We start from the raw sequence: 25,116 nt of genomic DNA, 5'->3' as shown, positions 1-25,116 counted from the left end.
GTAGAACATCACCCCGTTCAGCGCGAAATACAGGACGAAGGTCACCACATTGGTCACCGCCAAAGTGCGGTTGCGAAAGAGGCCAAGACGCAGCATCGGGGCAGGGGACACGGCCTCCCACACCAGGAAGGCCGCAAGGCTGGCAATTGCGGCCAAGGCGACCCAGGTCGGGGCGGTGGCCTCGGTCAGCGCCCAGGCCATCAGCCCCAGGCCCAGCGTCGCCAGACCCGCGCCCGGAAGGTCCACCCGGACACCGGGCTTGCCGATATCACCGGGGGTGCGGCCCCGGACCAGCCACAGCGCGATCAGGCCCAGAGGCAGGTTCAGCGCAAAGATCATCCGCCAGCCAAGCTCGCCGCCCCAGGTCACGAACATGCCGCCGATCACCGGCCCCATTGCCGTCGTCAGGGTCGATGCGGCGGCCCATAGCCCCAGCGCCCGCCCGCGTTCGCTGCGCGGATAGGCGCGCGAGATCATTGCCATCGACCCCGGCACCATCATCGCCGCACCCACGCCCTTGACCGCGCGGGCCGCGATCATCTGCTCGGGCGTCAGCGCGAAAGCACAGGCCAAGGACCCCGCGACGAAGACCAGAATACCCAGCGAAAAGATCCGAGCGATTCCGAAGCGGTCGCCCATCGCCCCTCCGACCAGCACCAGAGACGACACGGCCAGAAGATAGGACGCGTTGATCCACTGCGCCTGGGGCAGTGACGCGCCCAGGGCCTCACGCATGGCGGGAAGCGCGATCGAGGTTACGGACGAGTCGATGAACCCCATCGACGACGCCAAAATCGCGGCCCAGAGCAGGATGCGCCGGTCCCCCTCGGCACAGAAGGAAACGGGCACCGGAGTGCCCTCCGATGCCCGCGCAATGGTCATGGTGGGTTGGCTTATTCGGCGTCGGCAGCGGGGGCCGGGGTGTCCAGCCGAACCGCACCACCGGGGCTGCGGCCATTGGCCAGCGGGTCTTCCTGACGCTGGACCGAGCCTTCGAAATGGGCGCCCGATTCGATGGCGATGGTCTTGTGGATGATGTCGCCTTCGACGCGGGCGGTCGAGGTCAGGCGGACCTTCAGGCCACGGACGCGGCCGATGACCCGGCCGTTGACGACGATGTCGTCGGCCACGATCTCGCCGCGGATGGTGGCGCTTTCGCCGACGGTCAGAAGATGCGCGCGGATGTCGCCTTCAACAGTGCCTTCGACCTGGATGTCGCCCGTGGTGCGCAGATTGCCCACGACCGTCAGGTCCGACGACAGGACCGAGGCGGTGGCCTTGCCCTTCGGCGCGGTCGGAGTGAAATCCATGCTGGGCTTGGTCATCGGGGTCTCCGGGGTTTTGGGCTTCTCGACCTCGGCCTTCGGGCCCGGCTCGTTGATGCGGCTCTTAGAAAACATTCGTCGCTGCCTTTATGAAGGTCATCGGGTTTACCGCTTCACCGCCGAGGCGGACCTCGTAGTGAAGATGCGTGCCGGTGGACCGGCCTGAATTGCCCATATCACCGATCCGGTCCCCGCGCGAGACCCTTTGGCCGACTTCGACCCGGATCTGGCTGAGATGCGCATAGCGCGTCTCGACGCCGAAGTCGTGCTTGATCTTGACCAGACGGCCATAGCCGTTGTCCCAGCCAGCATGCACGATCACTCCGTCGGCGGTGGCATAGACCGGGGTGCCGTAGCTGCCCGCCATGTCGGTGCCTTCGTGCATCCGGGTGCCAGCGCCCTTGGGGTCACGGCGGTAGCCAAAGCCGCTGGTCCAGCGGAAGCTGTCCTTGACCGGCATGGCGAAGGGCAGCTTGAAGGCCGCGATGCGGTACATGTTCATCCGGTCCAGCCCGGTGAGGATCGCATTCGCCCGCAGCTCCTCGGCCGTGGGGGCCGCGCCCGAAGTCGAGAACGAGATCGGCGTCAGGGGGCCGCCCTGGCCGGAGTAGCCTTCGCGCACGGCGCCGATCAGGTCTTCGGGCGACATCCCGGCCTCGCGGAACATCTTGTCCAAGGGCTCGACCGAGACGGTCAGCGCCTCTTCCAGCTTGGTGAAGATCGCGTCGTTGCGCAGTTCCAGCGCCTCTTTCGCATCGGCGATGACCTGGACTTCCTCGCGCGCGGCCTCGGCCTCGGCCAGAACCTCGTTGCGCTCTTCGGCGGCCTCGCCAAGGGCTCCGGTCAGGAATTCCAGCGTCGCCACCGTGTCGGTGGCCCGCCCCAGTTCGGTCGCGGCGCCAGACTGGCTGTTCAGCGCCAGCGTCACGCGCTCGGCCTCGGCGCGGGCGGTGTCGCGCTCTTTGATGGTTTCGCGCAGGGTGTCCTGGATCGCCTCGATCCCCGTCTCCAGCTCACGCCGACGGTCCTCGGAGGCCAGAAGCCGTTCCTGCATCCCCGACACCTGGGCCAGCGCGATGTTGAAGCGCTCCTGCGCCCGGGCGGCTTCCTCGGCACGAAGGTCGCGGTCCGAGGACAGGGCGCCAAGCCGTTCCTCGTAAAGCGCCTGCTGGCGCATCGACTGTTCGCGCGCCGATCCGGCCCCGATGCTGTCCATCATGATCAGCGCGGTGGCGACGATGGTCCAAGCCAGCGCCAGCGTTCCGCCGACCAGCGCGATGATCTGCGTCGCGGGTCGCAGCCGGATGAACCGGGTCTCGGTGTCGGATTTCAGAAAGAGCCGTTGTTCGGGAAAGTGCCGCTCAAGGCTTTGGTGGACGCGATAGGCAAGACGATTCAGCACGTTGGGGTCATCCGTTCATAGCCTTGGCAGTGGCTTTACCGTTACCCCAAGGCAGCTGTCCCCGGGCTCGGACCTGATTAGCCATGCTGTTTCAGACCCGCAACAATTTTGACCACAGGCAGAGTTTTTCCGCGTGGGACATGGAGTTTATCGGCAAGAAATCGCCGATCAGTCGCCATCTTCCACCAGAGGCCAGTAGAAATCGGGCGGCAGTCCGGCATCGGCGCGCTTTGCCTCGTTGAAGGGGGGCTTCAGCTGGCCGTGGAAATGGCGGCGGACAAGGGTGTGGAACACCTCCTTGGGGTCGCTGCCGTCGCGCCCGCACAGCCAGTTGAACCACTTGGACCCATAGGCCACATGCGCCACTTCCTCGGCATAGATCACCTCGAGCGCGGCCAGGGCCTGGGTCTCGCCGTGCCGGGCGAAGACCTCGATCATGCCGGGGGTCACGTCCAGACCGCGCGCTTCCAGCACCATCGGCACGACGGCCAGACGGCCGTGCAGGTCCTGGGCGGTATCCTCGGCGGCGCGCCACATTCCAGCATGGGCGGGCAGAGCGCCATAGTGACTGCCCATCGCCTCAAGACAGTCGCAGATCAGGTTGAAATGCTTGGCTTCTTCGTCGGCGGCCTTGACCCAGTCGTCGTAGAAGCCCAGCGGCATCGGGTGGTCGGTGAAGCGGGCAATCAGGTCCCAGTGCAGGTCGACGGCGTTCAGTTCGATATGCGCCACGGCGTGCAAAAGCGCGATGCGGCCCTCAGGACTGCCGGGGCGGCGGCGGGGGACGTCCCTGGGGGACAGCAGTTCGGGCTTCGCGGGGCGGGCAGGGCGGAGGGGAGGCGCGGCCTGGCCGATGGGCAGGGGCCGGCCCGCCGCACGGGCGGCGAACCAGGTGGCGGCATGGGCGCGACCAAGCGCGGTCTTGGCCCGGCCATCGGCGGTGGTCAGCACCTCCACCGCCAGTTCAGCCAGGCTTTGCGTCATCGGTCGGGTCCCGCACATCTTTTCGAGAGGATTTGCAAATCCCGTCGAAGGAATTTGCGGCCCCCTTCTGTCACAACGCCTGCGCTGCCACCAGCACCTCATCGGCGTGGCCCTTGACGCTGACCTTGTTCCAGACCCGTGCCACGGTCCCCGCGCCGTCGATCAGGACCGTCGTGCGCTCGATCCCCATGTATGTCTTGCCGTACATGCTTTTCTCCAGCCAGACGCCGTAATCTTCGCAGGTATGGCCCGCCTCGTCCGAGGCCAGGATGATCCCCAGCCCATGCTTCTTGCAGAACTTGTCATGGCTTTTGACGCTGTCCTTCGACATGCCGATCACCGTGGTCCCGGCGGCGGCAAACTCGGCCTGCCGCGCGTTGAAATCCTGCGCTTCCAGGGTACAGCCCGGCGTGTCGTCCTTGGGGTAGAAGTACAGGACCACCTTGCCCGGCTTCAGGGCCGACAGGGTCACCGTTCCGCCACCATCCCGGGGCAGAGTGAAATCGGGGGCGGTCTGTCCTGCGGAAATCATGGGCGGCTCCTTGCCTTGTGCACGTTTGTGACTTTGCATCTAGTTGCCTTCGCGCAAAGATAAAGGCAGGGAAAGTGCCGGGCGCTCCGGTCGGAGCGACGGAAGGCAGCGGGGCGCCAGACTTAGATGAACGACCAGTCGGCGGGCTTGGAAGACGGGCGCAGCCCCGTTGCCGCGCCGGGGCGTGCCGATCCACTGATCCTGACCGATCCTCAGACACCCCAGCCTGACCCATCCCAGCCTGACCCATCCCAGCCTGGCCCATCCCAGCCTGGCCCATCCCAGCCGGGCCAGTCGCAGCTGCAGCCGAAGACCCGCAGGTCCCGGATGGCCAAAGGGCGGATCAGCCTGACGGTGATCGTGACGCTGGTCCTGCTGGCACTGGGGTTCGGTTATCTGACGATGGCCTATACCGGCAAGACGATCCGGCTGCCGACCTGGGGCGTGGTCGAGATCGAGGCGCGCCTGAACGAAGGCCTGGCCCAGGCCCGGCTGCCCAAAGGGAGTGCCGTGTCGCTGGGCGCGGTCGAGCTGGCGGTCGACGCCGACTTCGTGCCGCGCTTCCGGTTGCAGGACATCCGGCTGATCGGCGACACCGGTCGCTCGCTGCTGACCCTGCCCGAGGCGACGGTGGCGTTCGATCCCCGGGCGCTGTTGTCGGGCCAGCTGCGTCCCACCGCCGTGCGCCTGTCGGGGGCGCGGCTTGCCATGCGGCGGGATGTGGCGGGCCGGATCGACCTGCAGTTCGAGGGGGCGACCCGCAGTGCCGGTCCGCAAAGTGCATCTGACGTGCTGACGGCGGTCGAAGCCGCCTTCGCCAGCCCCGCGCTGGCCTCGCTTGCCACCATCGAGGCCGAGGGGCTGACGCTGGTTCTGACCGATGACCGCGCCGGGCGCACCTGGCAGGTGGGCGACGGAAGGCTGGTGATCCAGAATGGCGCGACGGCAATTTCGGCCGAGCTGGGTCTGACGCTTCTGGACCGCGCCACCCCGGCCCAGGCCGTGCTGACGCTGGTGTCGGACAAGGCGGCGAAGACCGCGCATCTGCGCGCCCGGGTCGACACCGTCGCCGCCACGGATCTGGCAGTGATGGCCGCGCCGCTGGCTTTCCTTGGCTTTGTCGATGCCCCGATCTCGGGCGCGCTGGATGCGCGGTTGGACCAGGAGGGCAACTTTGGCGGCATGACGGCCGAGCTTGGTCTTGCCGCGGGCAGTCTTGCGCCCGGCGACGGGGCCCCGCCCATCGGTTTTGACCGTGCAGCGCTGTCCCTGGCCTATGATCCGGCCACCGCAAGGATCGCGCTGTCGGGCCTGTCGGTCGAAAGCCCCTCGCTGCGCCTGACCGCCCGCGGCCACGGTGACCTTCTGGCCTCGGACGACAGCCCGCTGGTGGCGGGCGCGCTTCCCGACAGCATCCTCGCGCAGATCGCGGTCGAAGAGGTCATGCTGGACCCCGACGGCCTTTTCGAAGAACCCGTCCGCTTCGGCAACGGCGCGCTGGACCTGCGGCTGCAACTGACGCCCTTCCGGCTGGATATCGGCCAGGTCGCACTGGTCGAGGGTGACGAGCGCCTGCTCTTGTCGGGTGCCGTCGCGGCGACTGAAGGCGGCTGGAAGGTGGCGCTTGACGTCGACCTCAACCGGATCGAGACGGAACGCCTGTTGAAGGTCTGGCCGGTCTCGGTCGTGCCCAAGACCCGGCTGTGGTTCGCCGAAAACGTAGGGCAGGGCCTTCTGACCGACGTGCAGGCCGCCCTGCGTCTGGCCCCCGGCGGGCAGCCGCAGTTTACCCTGGGCTACGAGTTTTCCGACACCGACGTCCGCTTCGTCCGCACTTTGCCGCCGATCCTGAACGGGCGTGGCCATGCCACGCTGGAGAACAAGACCTATACCGTCGCACTGGACAAGGGCCATGTCATCGCCCCCGAGGGCGGCCGGATCGAGGCCGACGGCACTGTCTTTCAGATCCTGGACATCACCCAGCGCCCGGCGACGGCGAAAGTCGACCTCGTCACCTCGGCCAGCCTGACCGCCACACTGTCGCTGCTGGACCAGGAGCCGTTCAGCTTTTTCTCCAAGGCCGGGCAGCCCTATAACCTGGGCGACGGGCGGGCCGAACTGACCGCGACCGTGATCATGCCCCTGAAACCGCGCATCCCGATCGAGGAGGTCAGCTTCACCGTCGCGGGTCATATCCGCAACTTCACCTCGCCCGCGCTGGTCCCTGGCCGCATCCTGACTGCGCCCGAGATCGAGGTCGCGGTCAACACCGAGGGGCTGGAGCTGCGAGGCAAGGGCAAGCTGGACATCATGCCGGTCGACCTGACCTATCGGCAGGGCTTTGGTGCGGACCAGAAGGGCCGCGCGCGGGTCAACGGCACGGTGATGCTGTCGGACGCGGTGCTGCGCGACTTCGGGATCGAACTGCCGACCGGTTCGGTCCGGGGCGAAGGCCCGGCTGCCATCGACGTAGGCCTGGTCAAGGACCTGCCGCCACAGCTGACGCTGACCTCGAACCTGACCGGCCTTGCCCTGCGGCTGGACGCGCTTGGCTGGTCCAAGGCGGCCGGCACGCGCGGGTCGCTTGACCTGGAAGCTCGCCTCGCGCGCGTACCGGTGGTGGAACGCCTGACGCTGGACGCCCCGGGGCTGGAGGCGCGGGGCCGGATCACCACGCGTGAAGGCGGGGGGCTGGACGCCGCCACTTTCGAACGTGTCGTCGCGGGCGACTGGCTGGATGCCGGCGTGACACTGACGGGCCGGGGCCGGGACGCGCTGGACGTGGCGGTGACTGGCGGCAGCCTTGATCTGCGCCGCATGCCCGACTCCGATGGTGCCGCGGGGGGAGGCGGGCCGCTCAACGTCCGCCTTGACCGGCTGCGCATTTCCGAAGGCATCGCGCTGACCGACTTCCGGGGCGAATTCGGCAGCCGCAGCGGTTTCAGCGGGCGCTTCGTCGCTGCCGTCAACGACATGGCCCTGATCGAAGGCATCGTCGCTCCGGCAGAAGGTGGCAGTGCCATTCGCATCACATCGGAAAACGCGGGCGCTGTGATGGCCGCCGCGGGCATCTTCGACCAGGGCCGCGGCGGGTCGCTGGACATGACGATGTTCCCGCGCGGACCGGAAGGGGAGTACAACGGCACAGCGACCTTCTCGCGGCTTCGCGTCCAGGGTGCGCCCGCCCTGGCCGAGCTTCTGTCCGCCATCTCGGTCGTGGGCCTTCTGGAACAGATGAACGGCGAGGGCCTGGCGTTCAACAACGGCGAGGTCTCGTTCATCCTGACGCCAAAGGCAGTCGAGATCACACAAGGATCTGCCGTCGGCGCCTCGCTTGGCATTTCCTTCGCGGGCCTCTATCTGACCGGCAGCGGCGCCATCGACCTGCAGGGGGTGATTTCGCCGATCTACCTGGTCAATGGGGTGGGGCAGATCCTGACACGCAAGGGCGAGGGGCTTTTCGGGTTCAACTACCGGGTCACCGGCACGGCCGAGGACCCGAATGTCGCGGTGAACCCGCTGTCGGTGCTGACGCCCGGCATGTTCCGCGAGCTTTTCCGCCAGCGCCCGCCCAACCTGAAGGACGCCGAGGGGGGCGGATGAAACTTTCCGATTTCGACTTCGACCTGCCCGATGGCCTGATCGCCACCCGGCCCGCCCGCCCGCGTACTTCGGCCCGCCTGCTGCTGGCCGAAGGGGACAAGATCACCGACATGCATGTCTTTGATCTGCTGGACATCTTCCGTCCCGGCGACCGGCTCGTCCTGAACAACACCAAGGTGCTGCCCGCCCGTCTGTTCGGCACCCGTCAGCGCGGCGATGCCGTGGCCCGCGTCGAGATCACGCTTCTGGAGCCTCGCGCCGTTGGCTGGCGCGCCCTGGCCAAGCCCCTGCGCAAGGTGCAGGTGGGCGAGGTGATCCGCTTTTCCGACCGGCTGTCTGGCACGGTGGCCGACAAGTCCGAAACCGACCTCACGCTCACATTCGACCTGACCGGCGACGACTTCGACGCGGCCCTGGCCGAGGCCGGGGTCATGCCGCTGCCGCCCTACATCGCCGCCAAGCGCGCAGCGGACGACCAGGACCGGACCGATTACCAGACCGTCTTTGCCCGACACTCTGGCGCCGTCGCGGCGCCCACGGCGTCCCTGCATTTTGACGAGGATTTGCTGAAGGCGCTGGCCGCCAAGGGGGTCACGTTCACCGAGGTTACCCTGCACGTCGGCGCCGGCACCTTTCTGCCGGTGAAGGTCGAGGATGTGACGACCCACCGGATGCATGCCGAATGGGGCCGGGTGACCGCCGCCGCGGCCGATGAGATCAACGCGACCAAGCGGGCAGGGGGCCGGGTGATCCCCGTCGGCACCACCGCGCTGCGGCTGATCGAAAGCGCTGCGGGCCCGGACGGCGTTCTGCACCCGTGGGAAGGCGAGACCGACATCTTCATCTATCCCGGTTACCGCTTTCGGGTCACGGACGCGCTGATGACCAACTTTCACCTGCCGAAATCGACACTGATGATGCTGGTCTCGGCCCTGATGGGCGAAGAGCGCATCCGCCACATCTATGCCCACGCGATCCGCGAGGGCTACCGCTTCTTCAGCTATGGTGACAGCTCGCTCCTGATCCCCGACGCCTAGCGGGTGAAGACGAAGCCGGCCCAGTCGCCCTGGTCCTTGCCGCGCGGGGCAAGGTTCAGGCTGGCGCGGTCGCAGGGCTGAAAGCCGCAGGCCAGAAGCAGCCGCTGCGAGGCCAGGTTCTGCGGATGGACGCGGGCGGCGATCCGGGTGATATGCGGTTTTCGCACCGCCAGCCGGTCCAGAAACCGCTGCACCATCTGCCTGCCGTACCCTATGCCGCGATGGGTCGCCCCGATCCAGTAGCTGAGTTCAGCCATCGCGGGGTCAGAACCGTATTCCAGCCGCACCTGGCCCACGGGCTGCCCGCCGACGCTGGCCACCCGCACCTTGTGATGCGTGCCTTCCGTCGACAAGGCGATCAGCGCGCGGGCGGTGTCCTCGTCCAGGGTCCTGGGCCGTTCTTCCAGCATGAAGGTCCACAGGCTGGGGTCGCTCATCAAGGCGCGGTAGGCGGGCAGATCATCCTCGACCCAGACCCGCAGGGTCAGCGCCTGGGGCCGGACATAGACCGGCGTGCCGGTGACCTGCTTGTGCAAGGGCAGGACGCCCATCTGCCACGACAGCGGCGGGGCGGTGTCATCCTCGTCCTCGGCATGGTGCACCCAGCCCTGCTGCAACGGGCAATAGGCCAGCGGTTCGCCAGAGGCCCGAGCCAGGGCAAGCTCTTCGGCATCCAGCACACCATCAAAGCGGTCGCGGAGGGTCCGATCGGTCTGGTCGGTCATGGCCTGTCTCCCTGATGTGCTTGTGGCTTAAGTGGGAGGTGCGGCGTCGAATTCAACGGGTGTTACCGATACAATCCCATCCGCCGGGCGAAACAATGCCTTGCGCTTGCCTTGTGCCGAAACTTCGGGCAGGCAGTCCGCATCCCCCGCGCGGCAGGAACGACGATGCTCAAGGTCCTTTCCCATTCCTGGCCGCTGCTGATGGGCATCATGCTGCTGATGGTCGGCAACGGCATCCAGGGCACGCTTCTGGGCATCCGTGGCAACCTTGAGGGGTTCACCACCTATCAGTTGTCCTATGTGATGGCCGCGTATTTCCTGGGCTTCCTGTTCGGCTCGTGGGCCGCGCCGAAGATGATCCGGCAGGTGGGCCATGTGCGGGTTTTTGCCGCGCTGGGGTCGCTGATCTCGGCGATCCTGGTGATCTACCCGGTCTACCCCGACTGGATCGTCTGGACCGCCCTGCGCGTCCTTGCGGGCTTCTGCTTTTCCGGCATCTACATCACCGCCGAAAGCTGGATCAACAACACCGCCTCGAACGAAACCCGGGGCCAGGCGCTGTCGGCCTACATGATCGTGCAGATGATCGGGATCATCGCATCCCAGGTCCTGCTGAACCTGCCCGACCCCACCGGCTTTGCGCTGTTCATCCTGCCGTCCGTCCTGGTGTCGCTGGCCTTCATGCCGATCCTGCTGGCCCCCACACCTGCGCCCGAGTTCGACAGCACGCGCCGGGTGTCTTTCGGGCGGCTCTTCCGCATCTCGCCGCTGGGCTGCGTCGGCATGCTTCTGACCGGAGGCGTCTTTTCGGCGATGTTCGGCATGGCCTCGGTCTGGGGCGCGCAAGAGGGGCTGACGCTGGGCCAGATCTCGATCTTCGTCGGCGCGATCTATGTCGGGGGGCTGGTGCTGCAGTATCCCATCGGCTGGGCCTCGGACCGGATGGACCGGCGCACGCTGATCACCGGGCTGTCCGCCATCGCCGCCGTGGCGATGCTGGCCGCCGCCGTGCTGCCGATGTCCTTCCCCGCCCTCGTCGCCATCGCCGTGATCCTGGGCGGCATCACCAACCCGGTCTATGCCCTTCTGATCGCCTACACCAACGACTTCCTGCCGCGCGACCAGATGGCGGGGGCTTCGGCCGGGCTGATCTTCCTGAACGGCTTCGGCGCGATCTTTGGCCCGACCTCGACCGGCTGGATGATGGAGCAGGTGGGTCCCCCGGGCTTTTTCCTCTTCATTGGCCTCCTCTACGCCGCGCTTGCCGCCTACGCATTGTTCCGCATGACCCGCCGTGCCGCGCCGTCCGTGTCGGGCGCCTTCCGGGGCGTGACACTGGGAACCTCGCCGCTTGCGGTCGAGGCGGTGCTGGACGACGCCGCCAAGGACGATCCCCCCCGCAAGGACGCCGCCTGACATCTTCGGGTTGCAGCGCCGCCCGAACCCTGCAAGGCTTTGCCAAAGCAGGGAGGCTGCCATGTCTGACCCGGTCGAGGTGCTGGACTTCTGGATAGGCGAGATCGGCGCGAAGGGCTGGTTCAATGGCGGCGAGGCCGTGGACATGGCCTGCCGTGACCGCTTCCTTGACCTGTGGCAAGCCGCCCATGACGGGGGGCTGGAGCACTGGGTCGAAGGCCCCGCCGGGACGCTGGCCTACCTTGTCCTCACCGACCAGTTCCCGCGCAACATGTTCCGGGGCGAGGCGCGCGCCTTTGCCACCGACCCCCGCGCCCGCGCCGCCGCCCGCCGCGCCGTGGCGCTTGGCTGGGACATCGCGGTCCCCGAACCCGAACGCACGTTCTTCTACCTGCCCTTCGAACACTCCGAGGACCTGTCGGATCAGGAGTGGTCGGTCGAGCTGTATTCGGCCCGAATGGTCGAGGATGCGGATTATCTTCTGCATGCAAAGGCCCACCGCGAGCTCATCGCCCGCTTCGGCCGCTTCCCGTTTCGCAACGCCGCCCTGGGGCGCACCACGACGCCCGAGGAACAGGCGTTCCTGGACGACGGCGCCTATCCGGCGCTGGTCAACCGCCTGAAGGCCGAGCAGGAGGAAAGCCATGCGCCTGACGCATAGGCCCACAGCAGCGCCAATGTTGCTTGGGTCTGGCAGATAGTTTAATGGCAAACTACTTTTTCTGGAGGAGGGAAAGATGGCTGCCCAAAGCTTCGACGTAATCGTGATCGGTGCCGGACCGGGGGGCTACGTCGCCGCCATCCGTGCAAGCCAGCTTGGCCTCAAGGTCGCCATCGTCGAGCGTGAAAATCTGGGCGGCATCTGCCTGAACTGGGGCTGCATCCCGACCAAGGCCATGTTGCGCAGCGCCGAGGTCTTCCACCTGATGCACCGCGCCAAGGACTTTGGCCTGGCCGCGACCGGCATTTCCTTCGACCTGCCCGCTGTCGTGGCACGGTCGCGCGGGGTGGCGAAGCAGCTGTCCGGCGGCATCGGCCACCTGATGAAGAAGAACAAGGTCACCGTCTTCATGGGGGCGGCGACGCTGCCCGCCAAAGGCACCGTGTCGGTCAAGACTGACAAGGGCACCGAAACCCTGAGCGCAAAATCAATCGTCCTGGCCACCGGCGCGCGGGCCCGCGAATTGCCAGGGCTGGAGGCTGACGGCGATCTGGTCTGGTCCTACCGTCATGCGCTGGTGGCGACCCGGATGCCGAAGAAGCTTCTGGTGATCGGCTCGGGGGCCATCGGTATCGAATTTGCCAGCTTCTTCAACACTCTGGGCGCGGATACCACCGTGGTCGAGGTGATGGACCGCATCCTGCCGGTGGAAGACGCCGAAATCTCGGCCTTCGCGAAAAAGGCTTTCCTCAAGCAGGGGATGAAGATCCTGGAAAAGGCCGCGGTCAAGAAACTGGACCGCAAGCCTGGGCAGGGCGTCACCGCACATATCGAACAGGACGGAAAGGTCACGACGCAGGACTTCGACACGGTGATTTCTGCCGTGGGGATCGTCGGCAACATCGAAAACCTGGGGCTTGAGGCTTTGGGCGTGAAGATCGACCGCACCCATGTCGTGACTGACGAATATTGCCGCACCGGGGTCGAGGGGCTTTACGCCATCGGCGACATCGCGGGCGCGCCGTGGTTGGCGCACAAGGCCAGCCACGAAGGCGTCATGGTGGCCGAACTGATCGCCGGAAAGCACCCGCACCCGATCAAGCCGAACTCCATCGCCGGTTGCACCTATTGTCATCCGCAGGTCGCCAGCGTGGGCCTGACCGAGGCCAAGGCGAAAGAGGCGGGCTATGACATCAAGGTCGGCCGCTTCCCCTTCATCGGCAACGGCAAGGCCATCGCTCTGGGTGAATCCGAAGGTCTGGTGAAAACCATTTTCGACGCAAAGACGGGCGAACTTCTGGGCGCGCACATGATCGGTGCCGAAGTGACCGAACTGATCCAGGGCTATGTCATCGGCCGCAGCCTTGAGACGACCGAGGAAGACCTGATGAACACGGTCTTCCCGCATCCGACCCTGTCGGAAATGATGCACGAAGCCGTGCTCGACGCTTACGGACGGGCCCTCCACATCTGATGCGGTCGCTGAACCGGGTCGTCATGCAGAAGGAAAGCCGGGACTGGATCACCAGTCTTGGCCCCGAAACGCTGGACGTCCTGGAGCTGTCGGGGAAATGGGGTGAGAAATTTCCCTTCCGCACCTACCGTGCCCTGAACCGCTGGAAATTCGACCCCTGCAAGGGTCCAATGCTGGACGACGCGGGCAAGGTCGTCCGCTTCGACCTTATCATGGCCAACCAGGTGTGGGAGCATCTGGATCGCCCCTATGCCGCCACGCGGAACATCCACCGGATGCTGCGATCGGGCGGCTGGTTCTGGGTTGCGGTGCCGTTTTTTGCGCCCTTCCACGGTGCGCCGGTGGACTGTTCGCGCTGGACCGCGCGGGGGCTGAAGAACCTGCTGATCGAGGCCGGGTTTGATGCGGACCGCGTGCAGTCGCACCAATAGGGCAACCGCCATGTGGCCCAGCGGAACCTTGAGGTGCCTTGGCCGCCCGCGCTGCATGACGACGATGATCTGACCAACGACCCCGACTTCCCGGTGGTGACCTGGGCGATGGCGCAGAAGGACTGACCTCCTCGTGCGCCTTCGGCTTCTCGTCGGACCTGCCCAAGCGAGGAGCGACGAAGTCGACGACGAGCGGCCCTACGGTCTGCCTTCAGTAGCCCGGATCAGCTCCGCAGGTCCCCAACTGGTCGCCCAGCATGCGGGTCAGAAGGGCATCCCGCGTCAGACCCGCGTCGTGCAGGAATTGCGCCTGCACCCGATAGGCCTCAGCCTCCAGCGCTGAGGGACAGGGCGCACTTCGGTCCGCGCCTTCGGCGAACTGTGCGGCATGAACCATCTCGTGCAACAGGAAGCTTTGGCCGTAGGCCGTTTCAAGGTCCAGATCCGGGGCCAGTTCGATCCGGCCGGTGTCGGGGAAATAGGCTCCGGCCTGCGATCGCATCCCCGGCTGGTCGCCAAGGACCGAAAACCCGATGTCCGGGCAGGGGATTGCGGCGTATCCGGTGCTGTCGGTCAGAACCCGGTTGAGGTCGGTCACCAGCGGACAAAGCTCTGTCGCGCGGGCCGGATGGCCGGGTCCGATCATGACAAACACCAGGGCGGCGAAGAGTTGTTTCATGCAATCCATGCTGAAGCTTCATGAAATCTTTGCAAGTCTGACATGCAACTGTGCAGTCACGTTTTGTGACGAGGCCCGGCGTCAATCCAGTCTCGTGCCGCCGGGTGTCAGGAATTCCCGAACGTCCGCAGCCAACCCATTGAATTCATGGCGTCCGCAGGGCTGTCCGCGCGAGGACACCCTCTGGCGTCCCGGCCACGATCCGGCTACGACTTCCGCATGCGACCGCTTGCCCCCATGTTTCTTGTCGTCCTGCTGTGGTGCGCCGGCCTTGGCGCTGCCGCCCAGTTTGGCAAGATCTCGATCCTGTATGAGTCCCTCCGCGCCAGCTATGGCGGCAATGGCGAGGTCGCGCTTGGACTTGTGGTGTCGATCGTCGGCATGGTCGGCCTGATCTTCGGCACCACCGCGGGGCTTCTGGTGGCCCGCATCGGCCCCCGCCGCGCCATCGTCGCGGCCCTTGCTGCCGGGGCCGCGATGTCGGCCCTCCAGTCCCTGATGCCCGCCTACCCGCTGATGCTGGCCAGCCGGATCATCGAGGGGGGCAGCCACCTTGCCATCGTCGTCGTCGGCCCCACGATGATCGCCGCCCTTGCCCCCGAAAACCGCCGCCCGCTGGCGATGACGCTTTGGTCCAGCTTTTTCGGCGTGACCTATACCATCCTTGCCCTGATCGGCCCGCACGCGACGCCGACCGGCCTGTTCCTTGGCCACGCCGCATACATGGCAGCCCTTGCCGTCATCCTGTTCCTGACCCTGCCGCCCGACCCGCGCGGGGTCGCGCTGCCGATGGGCAACCTTCTTGCCCAGCACGCGGCCATCTACCTTTCGCCGCGCCTTGCGGCCCCTGCGATGGGGTTCTGCTGCTATACTTTCCTGTACGTTGCAATTCTGACCCTGCTGCCACCGGAAACGCCCGAGACCCACCGCGCCCTGATCGCCGCGGGGATGCCGCTGGTCTCGATCGTTGTGTCGCTGACGCTTGGCGTCCGACTTCTTGGGCGGATGTCGGCTGTCCGCCTGGTCCAGGCGGGGTATCTGGTCGCGATACCGGGCTTTGTGATCCTGTGGGCGTTCTGGGGGCAGGGCGCCGGCATGGTCGCGGGAGGGTTCGTCCTCTCGGGGGCCCTGGGCATCGTCCAGGGCGCAAGCTTTGCCGCGATCCCCGAGCTTAACGCGACCCCGGACGACCGTGCCCGCGCCGCGGGGGCGGTGGCGCAACTGGGGAACCTGGGGACGACCACCGGCACTCCGGTCCTTGCGGCACTGCTGGCCAGCACCGGGCCGGGGGGGCTTGCGCTGGCGGCGGTCATCCTCTGCGGGGCAGGGATCGGCATCCACACGCTGCAGAAGGCCCGCCGCGAGCAACTGTCCTAGTAGGTGACGACCGCTCCGCCGCCGGCCGTCCAATCGCGAAGACCGCCAAGGTTCAGAACCGGCCCGTAGCCAAGCCGCGCCAGCGCATCCGCGGCCATCGCCGACCGTCCACCCGCCGCACAATAGACCGCAACCGGCAGACCCTGCGGCAGCTCACACCCCGGCTGGTGCGGGTCGCACTTCAGGGGCACCAGCGACAGCGGGATCAGCTTGGCCCCCCGCGCCACGCCCGAAGCCTTCGCCTCGGCGACCTCGCGCACGTCGATCAACAGCATTTTTCCCTGCGCCACCTGTTCGGCGACTTCGGCCACGCTTGGGCGCGTTTCGGGGGTGGGACGGGTCGTGGAAGACATGGAACACCTCGTTTTGCGGATTACACCTATATAGCTTGTAAGATGAAAATGTAAACCCCACCACAAGCCTGTTATGCGTTCATGTTCCGTTCACTTTTTCCGGTTGGAGACTCAGCCAAACCGTCCTATGTCTTGCCCCTGCACCTTTGGGGTCGGTCATGGCGGAACAGAAGTTCATCGAAGTGCGCGGCGCGCGCGAACATAACCTGAAGGGCGTGGATGTCTCGATTCCGCGGGATCAGCTGGTGGTGATCACCGGGCTGTCGGGGTCGGGCAAATCCTCACTCGCCTTCGACACGATCTATGCGGAAGGGCAGCGGCGCTATGTCGAATCGCTGTCGGCCTATGCCCGGCAGTTCCTGGACATGATGGGCAAGCCGGATGTGGACCACATCTCGGGCCTGTCCCCGGCGATTTCGATTGAGCAGAAGACCACCTCGAAGAACCCCCGGTCCACCGTCGGCACGGTGACCGAGATCTACGACTACCTCCGCCTTCTCTTTGCCCGCGTTGGCACGCCCTATTCCCCCGCCACTGGCCTGCCGATCACCGCGATGCAGGTGCAGGACATGGTCGATGCTGTGATGGCGATGGAGGAGGGGACGCGGGCCTATCTCCTCGCCCCGATCATCCGGGACCGCAAGGGCGAGTATCGCAAGGAATTCCTGGACCTTCGCAAGCAGGGCTTCCAGCGCGTCAAGGTCAACGGCTCGTTTTACGAGCTGGAGGAACCGCCGACCCTCGACAAGAAGTTTCGCCACAACATCGACGTGGTGGTCGACCGGATCGTCGTGAAGGAAGGGATCGAGACGCGGCTTGCCGACAGTTTCCGCACTGCGCTGAACCTGGCCGACGGGATCGCCGTGGTCGAACTGGCCGACGCGAAAGAGGGTGAGGAACCGCAGCGCATCACCTATTCCGAGAAATTCGCCTGCCCGGTCAGCGGCTTCACCATCGCCGAGATCGAGCCGCGCCTGTTTTCATTCAACGCCCCCTTCGGGGCCTGCCCGGTCTGCGACGGCTTGGGGATGGAGCTGTTCTTCGACGAGCGCCTCGTCGTTCCCGACCAGAACCTGACCCTGATGCAAGGCGCCATCGCGCCCTGGGCCAAGTCGAAATCGCCTTACCTGACGCAGACGATGGAGGCCCTGTCCAAGCACTACGGCTTCAACCTGAAGGCCAAGTGGAAGGACCTGCCCGACACGGTGAAGGACCTCTTCCTGCAAGGCTCCAAGGGCCAGGAGATCGAGTTCCGCTATGACGAGGGCGGGCGGGTCTACCAGGTGAAGCGCGTTTATGAGGGGATCATCCCCAACATGGAACGCCGCTACCGCGAGACTGACAGCGCCTGGTCCCGTGAGGAGATGGAACGCTACCAGTCCAACCGCGCCTGCGGGGCCTGTGGAGGGTATCGGCTGAAGCCCGAGGCTCTGGCGGTCAAGATCGCGGGCCTGCACATCGGCCAGGTGGTGCGGATGTCGATCACCGAAAGCTTCGCCTGGGTGGAAGGCGTGGCTGAGACTTTGACCAAGCAACAGAACGAGATCGCCAAGGCCATCCTGAAGGAAATCCGCGAACGCCTTGGATTCCTTGTGAATGTCGGCCTGAACTATCTGACGATGAGCCGCGCGGCGGGCACGCTTTCGGGCGGGGAATCGCAACGGATTCGTCTGGCGTCACAGATCGGGTCTGGCCTGACCGGCGTGCTTTACGTGCTGGACGAACCCTCCATCGGGTTGCACCAGCGTGACAATGACCGGCTTCTGACCACGCTGAAGAACCTCCGCGATGCGGGGAATACGGTGCTGGTGGTGGAACATGACGAAGACGCGATCCGCGAGGCGGACTATGTTTTCGACATGGGTCCGGGCGCCGGGGTGCATGGCGGGATGGTCGTGTCGCATGGCACTCCGGCGTACGTCGCCGCCGATCCTGCCAGCCTGACCGGCCAGTATCTGTCCGGGGCGCGTGAGATTGCGGTGCCGAAGACCCGCCGCAAGGGCAACGGCAAGATGCTGACTGTCGTGGGGGCGACGGGCAACAACCTGAAGAATGTCACGGCCGAGTTTCCCTTGGGCAAGTTCGTCTGCGTGACGGGCGTTTCGGGTGGGGGCAAGTCGTCGCTGACCATCGAGACGCTGTTCAAGACCGCCGCCATGCGCCTGAACGGCGCGCATGAAACTCCCGCACCCTGCGAGACGATCAAGGGGTTCGAGCATCTGGACAAGGTGATCGACATCGACCAGCCGCCCATCGGGCGGACTCCGCGGTCGAACCCGGCGACTTACACCGGGGCCTTCACGCCGATCCGCGACTGGTTCGCGGGCCTGCCCGAGTCGAAGGCGCGCGGCTACGGGCCGGGTCGGTTCAGCTTCAACGTCAAGGGCGGGAGGTGTGAGGCCTGCCAGGGCGACGGGGTCTTGAAGATCGAGATGAACTTCCTGCCCGACGTCTATGTGACGTGCGAGACCTGCAAGGGTCACCGGTATAACCGCGAGACCCTGGAAGTAAAGTTCAAGAACAAAAGCATAGCCGACGTTCTTGACATGACCACCGAAGACGCACGCGAGTTCTTCCAGGCGGTCCCCTCGATCCGCGAGAAGATGGATGCGCTGTGCGAAGTGGGCCTGGGCTACATCAAGGTCGGCCAGCAGGCGACGACGCTGTCAGGTGGTGAGGCGCAGCGGGTCAAGCTGTCGAAGGAGCTTAGCCGCCGCGCGACGGGTCGGACGTTGTATATCCTTGACGAGCCGACGACGGGCCTGCACTTCGAGGACGTAAGGAAACTCCTGGAAGTGCTTCATTCTCTTGTGGATCAGGGCAATACGGTGGTGGTGATCGAGCACAACCTGGATGTGGTCAAGACCGCCGACTGGGTGATCGACATTGGGCCCGAAGGCGGCGACGGCGGCGGCGAGATCGTGGCCACCGGCACACCCGAGGACGTCGTCAAGGTCGAGGCGAGCCATACGGGGCGCTACCTCAAGGACCTGCTGAAACCGCGGCGCATCGGGGCAGAGTAGGGTGGGCGATATCGCCCACCCTACGCCTGCGCAGGTGCCAAGCGGCGGTTAGCGCAGGTGCGCGGTGCGACGGTTGCGGATCACCTCCAGCACCAGACCAGAGGCGGTTTCGACCCGGTAGACCGCGCCCGCCATCGCGTAATAGCGCCAGCTGCCGTCCGAGGGGGCAAGCGCATAACGGGCAGGGTCCATCAGCAGGGAACGTGTCTCGACCGGGAACCTGTCGCCGATCCCGAAGGGCGTGACAGACGGCTTCACGCGCAGGACCTTCCGGGCAGGCGCGTCTTCGACGGGACGCTCGCAGACCGACGGGACGATCGAGCCGCATGGTCCGGCCTGTGTGGGGCCGACGGAGACCAGGAGAAGCAGGGAAAGGATCAGGGGTCGCATTCTGGCCTCGCTGATGGGTCAGCAAGGCAACGCGGGACGTTTGGGCGCGGTTCCGCCGGGGAAGCCGCGCCCGAAAGTGTCAGTCCAGCGCCTTGAAGTTCAGGCTGGCGCCGTCCTTGATGCCACTGAACCAGCGGGCGGTGACGGTCTTGGTCTTGGTGTAGAACCGGAAGGCGTCCGGCCCGTACTGGTTCAGGTCGCCGAAGGCCGATTTCTTCCAGCCGCCGAAGCTGAAGTAGCTCAGTGGAACCGGGATCGGGAAGTTGATGCCGACCATGCCGACGTTGACCCGGCTTGCAAAGTCGCGCGCGGTGTCGCCGTCGGCGGTGTAGATCGCGGTCCCGTTGCCGTATTCGTTGTCCATCACCAGCTTCAGCGCCTGCTCGTAGGACCCGGCGCGCACGGTGGTCAGGACCGGCCCGAAGATCTCCTGCTTGTAGATCTCCATGTCCGGGGTGACGTTGTCGAAAAGCGACGGGCCGACGAAGAAGCCGTTCTCATAGCCCTGCAGTTTGAAGCCGCGCCCGTCGACCACCAGCTTCGCGCCCTGATCGACGCCCGAGTTGATCAGACCAAGGATGCGGTCCTTCGACGCCTGGGTGATGACGGGCCCGAAATCCACATCGTTTCCAGCGGTATAGGGGCCGACCTTCAACTTCTCGATCCGCGGGATCAGCCGTTCAATCAGCGCGTCGGCGGTCTTTTCGCCCACCGGCACGGCCACGGAAATCGCCATGCAGCGTTCGCCCGCAGCCCCGTAACCCGCACCGACCAGCGCGTCTGCGGCCTTGTCGAGGTCGGCGTCCGGCATGATGATCATGTGGTTCTTCGCCCCACCGAAGCACTGCGCGCGCTTGCCGTTCGCGGCCGCGCGGCCATAGATGTACTGCGCGATGGGGGTGGAGCCGACAAAGCCCACGCCCTGGATCACCGGATGGTCCAGGATGCCGTCGACGACGGTCTTGTCACCGTTCACGACCTGCAGCACGCCATCCGGCAGGCCCGCCTGTTGCAGCAGTTCCGCCAGGAACAGCGACGTCGAGGGCACGCGTTCCGACGGCTTCAGGATCATCGCGTTGCCCGAGGACAGGGCCGGGCCGATCTTCCACAAGGGGATCATCGCGGGGAAGTTGAAAGGCGTGATTCCGGCAACGACGCCAAGGGGTTGGCGGATGGCGTAAAGGTCGATTCCGGGGCCGGCGCTGTCCATCGCCTCGCCCTTCAGCATGGCGGGGGCACCCATGCAGACCTCGATCACCTCAAGGCCGCGCTGCACGTCGCCCTTGGCGTCGGGGATGGTCTTGCCGTGTTCACGGGCGACCATTTCGGCCAGCTTGTCCATGTTTTCGTTGATGAGCGCCCCGAAGGCCATCATCACCCGCGCCCGGCGCTGCGGGTTGGTGGCGGCCCAGCCGGCCTGGGCCTTGGCGGCCTCCTGGATCGCGTGGTCCAGCTCACCGAGCGTTGCCAGCGCAACCCGCGCCTGAACTTCGCCGGTTGCAGGGTTCATGACATCGGCGAACCGGCCCGAAGTGCCTAGGACGCGCTTTCCGTTGATCCAGTGACCGATCTCTTGCATGGAATCCTCCTTTTGCTTGATGCCCTTCTATCCTTGCACAAACGCCAGACAAAGCGGCATTATGCCAAAAGGGTTTTGCAGGAATGCATGAATCCTCGTCGCCTTTCCGGCGCTCGTCGGGGGCCTTACGACGAGAAGCGCAGCGCACGAGGAGTTTTGCCGTGGATTGGGACGACCTGCGCGTGTTTCTGGCGGTGGCGCGGACCGAAAGCCTGTCGGCGGCGGGCAAGCGGCTCAAGATCGACCCGGCCACCGTGGGCCGCCGCATCGCCCGGCTGGAAGAGGCGACGAAGGCCCGGCTTTTCACCAAGTCGCCGCAGGGCTATGCGCTGACCGAGGAAGGCGCGCGGCTGATCGCACATGCCGAACAGGCGGAACGCGCCACCCTGTCCGCCGAGGAAAGCCTGTCCGGCCCCGGCGGCCTCACCGGCCTGATCCGCCTTGGCGCGCCGGATGGCTGTGCGAACTACCTCTTGCCGCAAGTGCTGGCGCGGATCTGCGATGCGAACCCGGGGCTGGAGGTGCAGATCGTGGCGCTGCCCCGTGTGTTCAACCTGTCGAAGCGTGAGGCGGACATGGCCATCGCCGTCTCGCGCCCCGAGGCGGGTCGGCTGACCGTGCAGAAGCTGACCGATTACCGGCTGCACCTGGCCGCCAGCCAGGAGTATCTGGCCAGCGCGCCGCCGATCCGCACGCCACGCGACCTGCCCGCGCATCGGATCGTGGGCTACATCCCCGACATGATCTTCGACAAGGAACTGGACTATCTGGCGGAAATCGGGATCGGACCGGCGGCGCTGACCTCGAACTCGGTTTCGGTCCAGCTGAACTGGCTGCGGCATGGGGCAGGGGTCGGGGTCGTGCACGACTTCGCGCTGCCCGCCGCGCCGAACCTGACCCGCATCCTGACCGACCAGATCAGCCTGACCCGCAGCTTCTGGCTGATCCGCCACGAAAGCGACGCGCGGCTGGACCGGCTTAACCGTTTTGCCGACCAGCTGACCCGCGAAGCGCGGGCCGAGATGGCACGCCTGGACGCCAGTGTAGAAACGCGCGCTTGACAGAATCCCCTTATCCAACGGACGCTTGACCTCCGGTCAGGAGGAGGGGCCGTCCCATGCTCGTTCAGCAAATCCTCGCTTCCAAGGGTGACCTTGGCGTGATCACGGTCGAACCTGGCACCACGGTCCAGGAGGTTGCCGCGCTGCTTTCCTCAAAGCGGATCGGGGCGGTCATCGTCTCGTCCGACGGCAAGACCGCGACAGGCATCGTGTCGGAACGCGACATCGTGCGCGAACTGGGCAAACGCGGCGCGGCCTGCCTGAGGGACCCGGTCGAAAGCCTGATGACGGCGAAGATCGTGTATTGTACCCGCACCGAGGGCACCGATGCCGTGCTGGGCCGGATGACCGACGGCCGGTTCCGCCATATGCCGGTGATCGAAGAGGGGCAGATGGTCGGCCTGATCTCGATCGGCGATGTGGTCAAGGCCCGGCTGATGGAGCTGGCGGCGGAAAAGGAAGCGCTGGAAGGCATGATCAAGGGCTTCTGACGTCGGATTCGCGCTTGCACCCGCGCGGGCAATATTGTTGCGTGCGGGGGTAATGCTGCGCCGGAGGACCTTATGCGTATCGGGCTTTATCCGGGGACCTTCGACCCCATCACACTGGGCCATATCGACATCATCCAGCGCGCGATGGCCTTGGTTGACCGGCTGGTGATCGGGGTGGCGATAAACCGCGACAAGGGTCCGCTCTTCAGCCTGGAAGAACGCGTGGCGATGGTCGAGGCCGAATGTGCCGCGATCCAGGCCAAGACCGGGGGCGAGATCGTCGTGCACCCGTTCGAGAACCTCTTGATCGACTGCGCCCGTGACGTCGGCGCCGGGATCATCGTGCGCGGTTTGCGGGCGGTGGCGGATTTCGAATACGAATTCCAGATGGTCGGCATGAACCGCGCGCTCGACGCATCGATCGAGACGGTGTTCATGATGGCCGATGCCCGGCGTCAGGCCATTGCCTCGAAGCTGGTCAAAGAGATTGCGCGGCTGGGGGGCGATGTGTCCAAGTTCGTGACCCCCCCGGTGCAGACCGCGTTGCGCGCGCGTCTGAAGACGTAGAGTCGTGTGTCCGGCTGTGCGGTCGGCCGAAGTGAGTGGGGTGTCGTGTGAGCGGGCGTAGCCTGATTGAAACGATCAGCCGCTGGGACCCGATGCAGGTGCCTCTGGCTCTCAGATGGGTGCTGACGGGGCTGGCCTTCGTCGTGGCCTTTGCGATCCGCTACAGGCTTGAGGGCTCTCTGCCGCCCGGGTTTCCCTTCCTGACCTTCTTTCCGGCGATCATTCTGTGCAGCTACTTCCTGGGCACCAGAAGCGGCATCGCCGTGGCCGTCGCCGGCTTCTTCAGCGCCTGGTATTTCTTCATCCCGCCCTTCGCAGGCTTTCACCTGACGGGCGCGGGCATCATCGCGCTTCTGTTCTACGTCTTCATCGCTGTCACCGATATTGCGCTGGTGACGCTGGCGCAGCGTGCCCTGCGCGCTCTGGAGGTCGAGCGTCAGGCCAACGCGCTTCTGGCCGAACAGCGGCGGTTGATGTTCCACGAGCTGCAGCATCGGGTCTCGAACAACCTGGCCACTGTGTCGGGCCTGATGAAGCTGCAGCGGCGGCTGGTCGGGGACGAGGCGGCTGGGGTGGCGCTGGACGATTCGGTGCGCCGCATCGACCTTGTGGCGCGGATCATGCGCAACCTGCACGATCCGTCGGGCCAGACCGTCGACATGGCGCGCTTCCTGGCCGACACGGGGCGGGACATCCTGGAAAGCAACGGCGCCTCGGCGCGCATCGCCCTGAAGGTCGAGGCTGCCCCGCTGCATGTCGGTCCCGACGTCTCGGTTCCCTTGGGCCTTATCGCGACTGAACTGGTTGCCAACACGCTGGAACACGGCTTTCCCGGGGACAGCACCGGCATGATCGGCCTGCGGCTGTGGACACCGGCCCAGCAGGGACGGGCGGTTCTGGAACTGCAGGACAACGGTCAGGGCCTGCCCAAGGATTTCGACATCGACAAGACCCGCAGTCTGGGTCTGTCCATCGCCCGCCAATTCGCCAAACAATTGGGCGGCACCCTGGTGATGGAGCGCCGCCCGGAAGGCGGGACCGCAGCCCGCCTGGAATTCAGTTACTGAGCCTTCGCTCAGGCCGCCTTGCCGTACACGGCTTCGCGCGCGATCCGGTCGGCGTCGCCCGGGTAGATCCCAAGGTCCAGCGCGATGTCGGCCGGCAGATTGGCAATCTCGTTGCGGGTCTGGCGGTAAAGGGCATAGTTCCCGGCCGCGGTTTTCAGCATTTCATACACAGAGGTCATCGTCGTCATCCTGTTCTTGGCGAGAGCGGCGTATTCCCTCTCGCATGGCCGGAACATAGACATTCCCATCCTGCCAACAACGCCCAATGCTGCGGTGCAGCTATGCAGGGATTGCATGGCTTGCGGCAAGAAAAAGGGCGCCTTGCGGCGCCCTTGTGTCAGGATTTCAACGGGTTCAGATCAGCTTGCCCATCGCCACGGCCGTATCAGCCATGCGGTTCGAGAAGCCCCATTCGTTGTCATACCAGCTCAGGATCGACACGAAGGTCCCGTCCATCACCTTGGTCTGGTCCATGTGGAACACGCTGGAATGCGGGTCGTGGTTGAAGTCGCTGCTGACCAGCTTCTCGTTGGTGTAGCCCAGAATGCCCTTCAGCGGGCCATCGGCGGCGGCCTTGATCGCGGCGTTCACTTCCTCGACGCTGGTGGCGCGCTTGGCGATGAACTTCAGGTCCACGACCGACACGTTCGGCGTCGGCACACGCATCGCGAAGCCGTCCAGCTTGCCCTTCAGTTCCGGCAGCACCAGACCCACGGCCTTGGCCGCCCCGGTCGAGGTCGGGATCATCGACAGCGCCGCAGCGCGCGCGCGATACAGGTCCTTGTGCATTGTATCCATCGTCGGCTGGTCGCCGGTGTAGCTGTGGATCGTGGTCATCATGCCCTTTTCGATCCCGATGGCGTTGTTAAGGACAAAGGCCACGGGCGACAGGCAGTTGGTGGTGCAAGACGCGTTCGAGACGACGATGTCATCCTTGGT

24 protein-coding genes are annotated in these 25,116 nt (G+C 65.7%); 12 read left to right on the top strand and 12 right to left on the bottom strand.

Translation table 11 applies throughout. The features are described from left to right. The 5 genes from U1E69_RS03080 to U1E69_RS03060 form a co-directional block, all read right to left on the bottom strand. Positions 1-849: MFS transporter (locus tag U1E69_RS03080; RefSeq protein ID WP_322242777.1), on the bottom strand; the 849-nt coding region annotated here is incomplete at its 3' end. Between the two features lie 44 nt (positions 850-893). Then, complete coding sequence (locus tag U1E69_RS03075; protein WP_322242775.1) at positions 894-1,400, bottom strand: polymer-forming cytoskeletal protein; 507 nt, start codon at positions 1,398-1,400, stop codon at positions 894-896. Continuing rightward, positions 1,390-2,727 (bottom strand): M23 family metallopeptidase, encoded by a 1,338-nt coding sequence (locus tag U1E69_RS03070; RefSeq protein WP_322242774.1) that lies wholly within the window; start codon positions 2,725-2,727, stop codon positions 1,390-1,392. The genes U1E69_RS03075 and U1E69_RS03070 overlap by 11 nt, the downstream gene beginning before the upstream one ends. Before the next feature lie 168 nt (positions 2,728-2,895). Then, entirely contained in the window at positions 2,896-3,711 is an 816-nt protein-coding gene (locus tag U1E69_RS03065; RefSeq protein WP_322242773.1) for a ferritin-like domain-containing protein, read from the bottom strand. Between the two features lie 70 nt (positions 3,712-3,781). Further along, the gene (locus tag U1E69_RS03060) at positions 3,782-4,243 is read right to left on the bottom strand and encodes a peroxiredoxin (RefSeq protein WP_322242770.1); all 462 of its coding nucleotides are present in this window, start codon (positions 4,241-4,243) and stop codon (positions 3,782-3,784) included. Positions 4,244-4,570: 327 nt separating this feature from the next. On the opposite strand from U1E69_RS03060, the gene U1E69_RS03055 reads away from it, so the two are divergent. Continuing rightward, positions 4,571-7,846, top strand: a complete 3,276-nt coding sequence (locus tag U1E69_RS03055; protein WP_322242767.1) for a hypothetical protein — start codon at positions 4,571-4,573, stop codon at positions 7,844-7,846. After that, the gene (gene queA, locus U1E69_RS03050; RefSeq protein WP_322242766.1) at positions 7,843-8,883 is read left to right on the top strand and encodes a tRNA preQ1(34) S-adenosylmethionine ribosyltransferase-isomerase QueA; all 1,041 of its coding nucleotides are present in this window, start codon (positions 7,843-7,845) and stop codon (positions 8,881-8,883) included. The genes U1E69_RS03055 and queA overlap by 4 nt, the downstream gene beginning before the upstream one ends. Here queA and U1E69_RS03045 read toward each other — a convergent pair. Continuing rightward, entirely contained in the window at positions 8,880-9,608 is a 729-nt protein-coding gene (locus U1E69_RS03045; protein WP_322242764.1) for a GNAT family N-acetyltransferase, read from the bottom strand. The genes queA and U1E69_RS03045 overlap by 4 nt on opposite strands. Before the next feature lie 165 nt (positions 9,609-9,773). Here U1E69_RS03045 and U1E69_RS03040 point away from each other — a divergent pair, with 165 nt between their 5' ends. From U1E69_RS03040 to U1E69_RS03025, 4 genes are all read left to right on the top strand, one after another. Further along, positions 9,774-11,024 (top strand): MFS transporter, encoded by a 1,251-nt coding sequence (locus U1E69_RS03040; RefSeq protein ID WP_322242763.1) that lies wholly within the window; start codon positions 9,774-9,776, stop codon positions 11,022-11,024. Between the two features lie 61 nt (positions 11,025-11,085). Continuing rightward, complete coding sequence (locus U1E69_RS03035) at positions 11,086-11,685, top strand: DUF924 family protein (RefSeq protein WP_322242761.1); 600 nt, start codon at positions 11,086-11,088, stop codon at positions 11,683-11,685. Between the two features lie 76 nt (positions 11,686-11,761). Continuing rightward, entirely contained in the window at positions 11,762-13,159 is a 1,398-nt protein-coding gene (gene lpdA / locus U1E69_RS03030; RefSeq protein ID WP_322242760.1) for a dihydrolipoyl dehydrogenase, read from the top strand. Continuing rightward, a complete protein-coding gene (locus U1E69_RS03025; protein ID WP_322242759.1) occupies positions 13,159-13,590 on the top strand; it encodes a methyltransferase domain-containing protein in 432 nt (143 codons plus the stop codon). Before lpdA ends, U1E69_RS03025 begins: the two co-directional genes overlap by 1 nt. A 211-nt stretch (positions 13,591-13,801) precedes the next feature. On the opposite strand, the gene U1E69_RS03020 is transcribed toward U1E69_RS03025, so the two are convergent. After that, positions 13,802-14,269: a DUF6647 family protein gene (locus U1E69_RS03020; protein WP_322242758.1), complete on the bottom strand. Its 468-nt coding sequence runs from the start codon at positions 14,267-14,269 to the stop codon at positions 13,802-13,804. Between the two features lie 237 nt (positions 14,270-14,506). Between U1E69_RS03020 and U1E69_RS03015 the strand changes: the two genes are divergently transcribed. Continuing rightward, the gene (locus U1E69_RS03015) at positions 14,507-15,646 is read left to right on the top strand and encodes an MFS transporter (RefSeq protein WP_322242755.1); all 1,140 of its coding nucleotides are present in this window, start codon (positions 14,507-14,509) and stop codon (positions 15,644-15,646) included. On the opposite strand, the gene U1E69_RS03010 is transcribed toward U1E69_RS03015, so the two are convergent. Continuing rightward, positions 15,643-15,999 (bottom strand): rhodanese-like domain-containing protein, encoded by a 357-nt coding sequence (locus U1E69_RS03010; protein WP_322242753.1) that lies wholly within the window; start codon positions 15,997-15,999, stop codon positions 15,643-15,645. The two genes, U1E69_RS03015 and U1E69_RS03010, sit on opposite strands and share 4 nt — an antisense overlap. Positions 16,000-16,157: 158 nt before the next feature. Between U1E69_RS03010 and uvrA the strand changes: the two genes are divergently transcribed. Continuing rightward, a complete protein-coding gene (gene uvrA / locus U1E69_RS03005; protein WP_322242751.1) occupies positions 16,158-19,022 on the top strand; it encodes an excinuclease ABC subunit UvrA in 2,865 nt (954 codons plus the stop codon). 48 nt (positions 19,023-19,070) lie between these two features. Here uvrA and U1E69_RS03000 read toward each other — a convergent pair whose 3' ends face one another. Together U1E69_RS03000 and U1E69_RS02995 are read right to left on the bottom strand one after the other, a co-directional pair. Further along, positions 19,071-19,412, bottom strand: a complete 342-nt coding sequence (locus U1E69_RS03000) for a hypothetical protein (RefSeq protein WP_322242750.1) — start codon at positions 19,410-19,412, stop codon at positions 19,071-19,073. 79 nt (positions 19,413-19,491) lie between these two features. Further along, on the bottom strand, positions 19,492-20,991 hold the full coding sequence (locus tag U1E69_RS02995) for a CoA-acylating methylmalonate-semialdehyde dehydrogenase (RefSeq protein WP_322242749.1): 1,500 nt from the start codon (positions 20,989-20,991) through the stop codon (positions 19,492-19,494). 161 nt (positions 20,992-21,152) lie between these two features. Between U1E69_RS02995 and U1E69_RS02990 the strand changes: the two genes are divergently transcribed. From U1E69_RS02990 to U1E69_RS02975, 4 genes are all read left to right on the top strand, one after another. Further along, the gene (locus tag U1E69_RS02990; protein ID WP_322242747.1) at positions 21,153-22,052 is read left to right on the top strand and encodes a LysR family transcriptional regulator; all 900 of its coding nucleotides are present in this window, start codon (positions 21,153-21,155) and stop codon (positions 22,050-22,052) included. Between the two features lie 56 nt (positions 22,053-22,108). After that, positions 22,109-22,543: a CBS domain-containing protein gene (locus tag U1E69_RS02985; RefSeq protein WP_322242745.1), complete on the top strand. Its 435-nt coding sequence runs from the start codon at positions 22,109-22,111 to the stop codon at positions 22,541-22,543. A gap of 72 nt (positions 22,544-22,615) precedes the next feature. After that, a complete protein-coding gene (coaD, locus tag U1E69_RS02980; protein WP_322242743.1) occupies positions 22,616-23,110 on the top strand; it encodes a pantetheine-phosphate adenylyltransferase in 495 nt (164 codons plus the stop codon). A 47-nt stretch (positions 23,111-23,157) separates the two neighbouring features. Beyond that, complete coding sequence (locus U1E69_RS02975; RefSeq protein WP_322242741.1) at positions 23,158-24,177, top strand: sensor histidine kinase; 1,020 nt, start codon at positions 23,158-23,160, stop codon at positions 24,175-24,177. Between the two features lie 8 nt (positions 24,178-24,185). On the opposite strand, the gene U1E69_RS02970 is transcribed toward U1E69_RS02975, so the two are convergent. Together U1E69_RS02970 and U1E69_RS02965 are read right to left on the bottom strand one after the other, a co-directional pair. Beyond that, complete coding sequence (locus tag U1E69_RS02970; RefSeq protein WP_322242739.1) at positions 24,186-24,356, bottom strand: hypothetical protein; 171 nt, start codon at positions 24,354-24,356, stop codon at positions 24,186-24,188. A 175-nt stretch (positions 24,357-24,531) separates the two neighbouring features. Next, the coding region (locus U1E69_RS02965) for a type I glyceraldehyde-3-phosphate dehydrogenase (RefSeq protein WP_322242737.1) at positions 24,532-25,116 on the bottom strand (585 nt) is incomplete at its 5' end.

Source organism: Tabrizicola sp., assembly GCF_034366665.1.
GTDB lineage: Bacteria > Pseudomonadota > Alphaproteobacteria > Rhodobacterales > Rhodobacteraceae > Tabrizicola.
The sequence above is the reverse complement of the archived record's forward strand: the minus strand, read 5'-3'. Positions and strand labels throughout refer to the sequence as shown.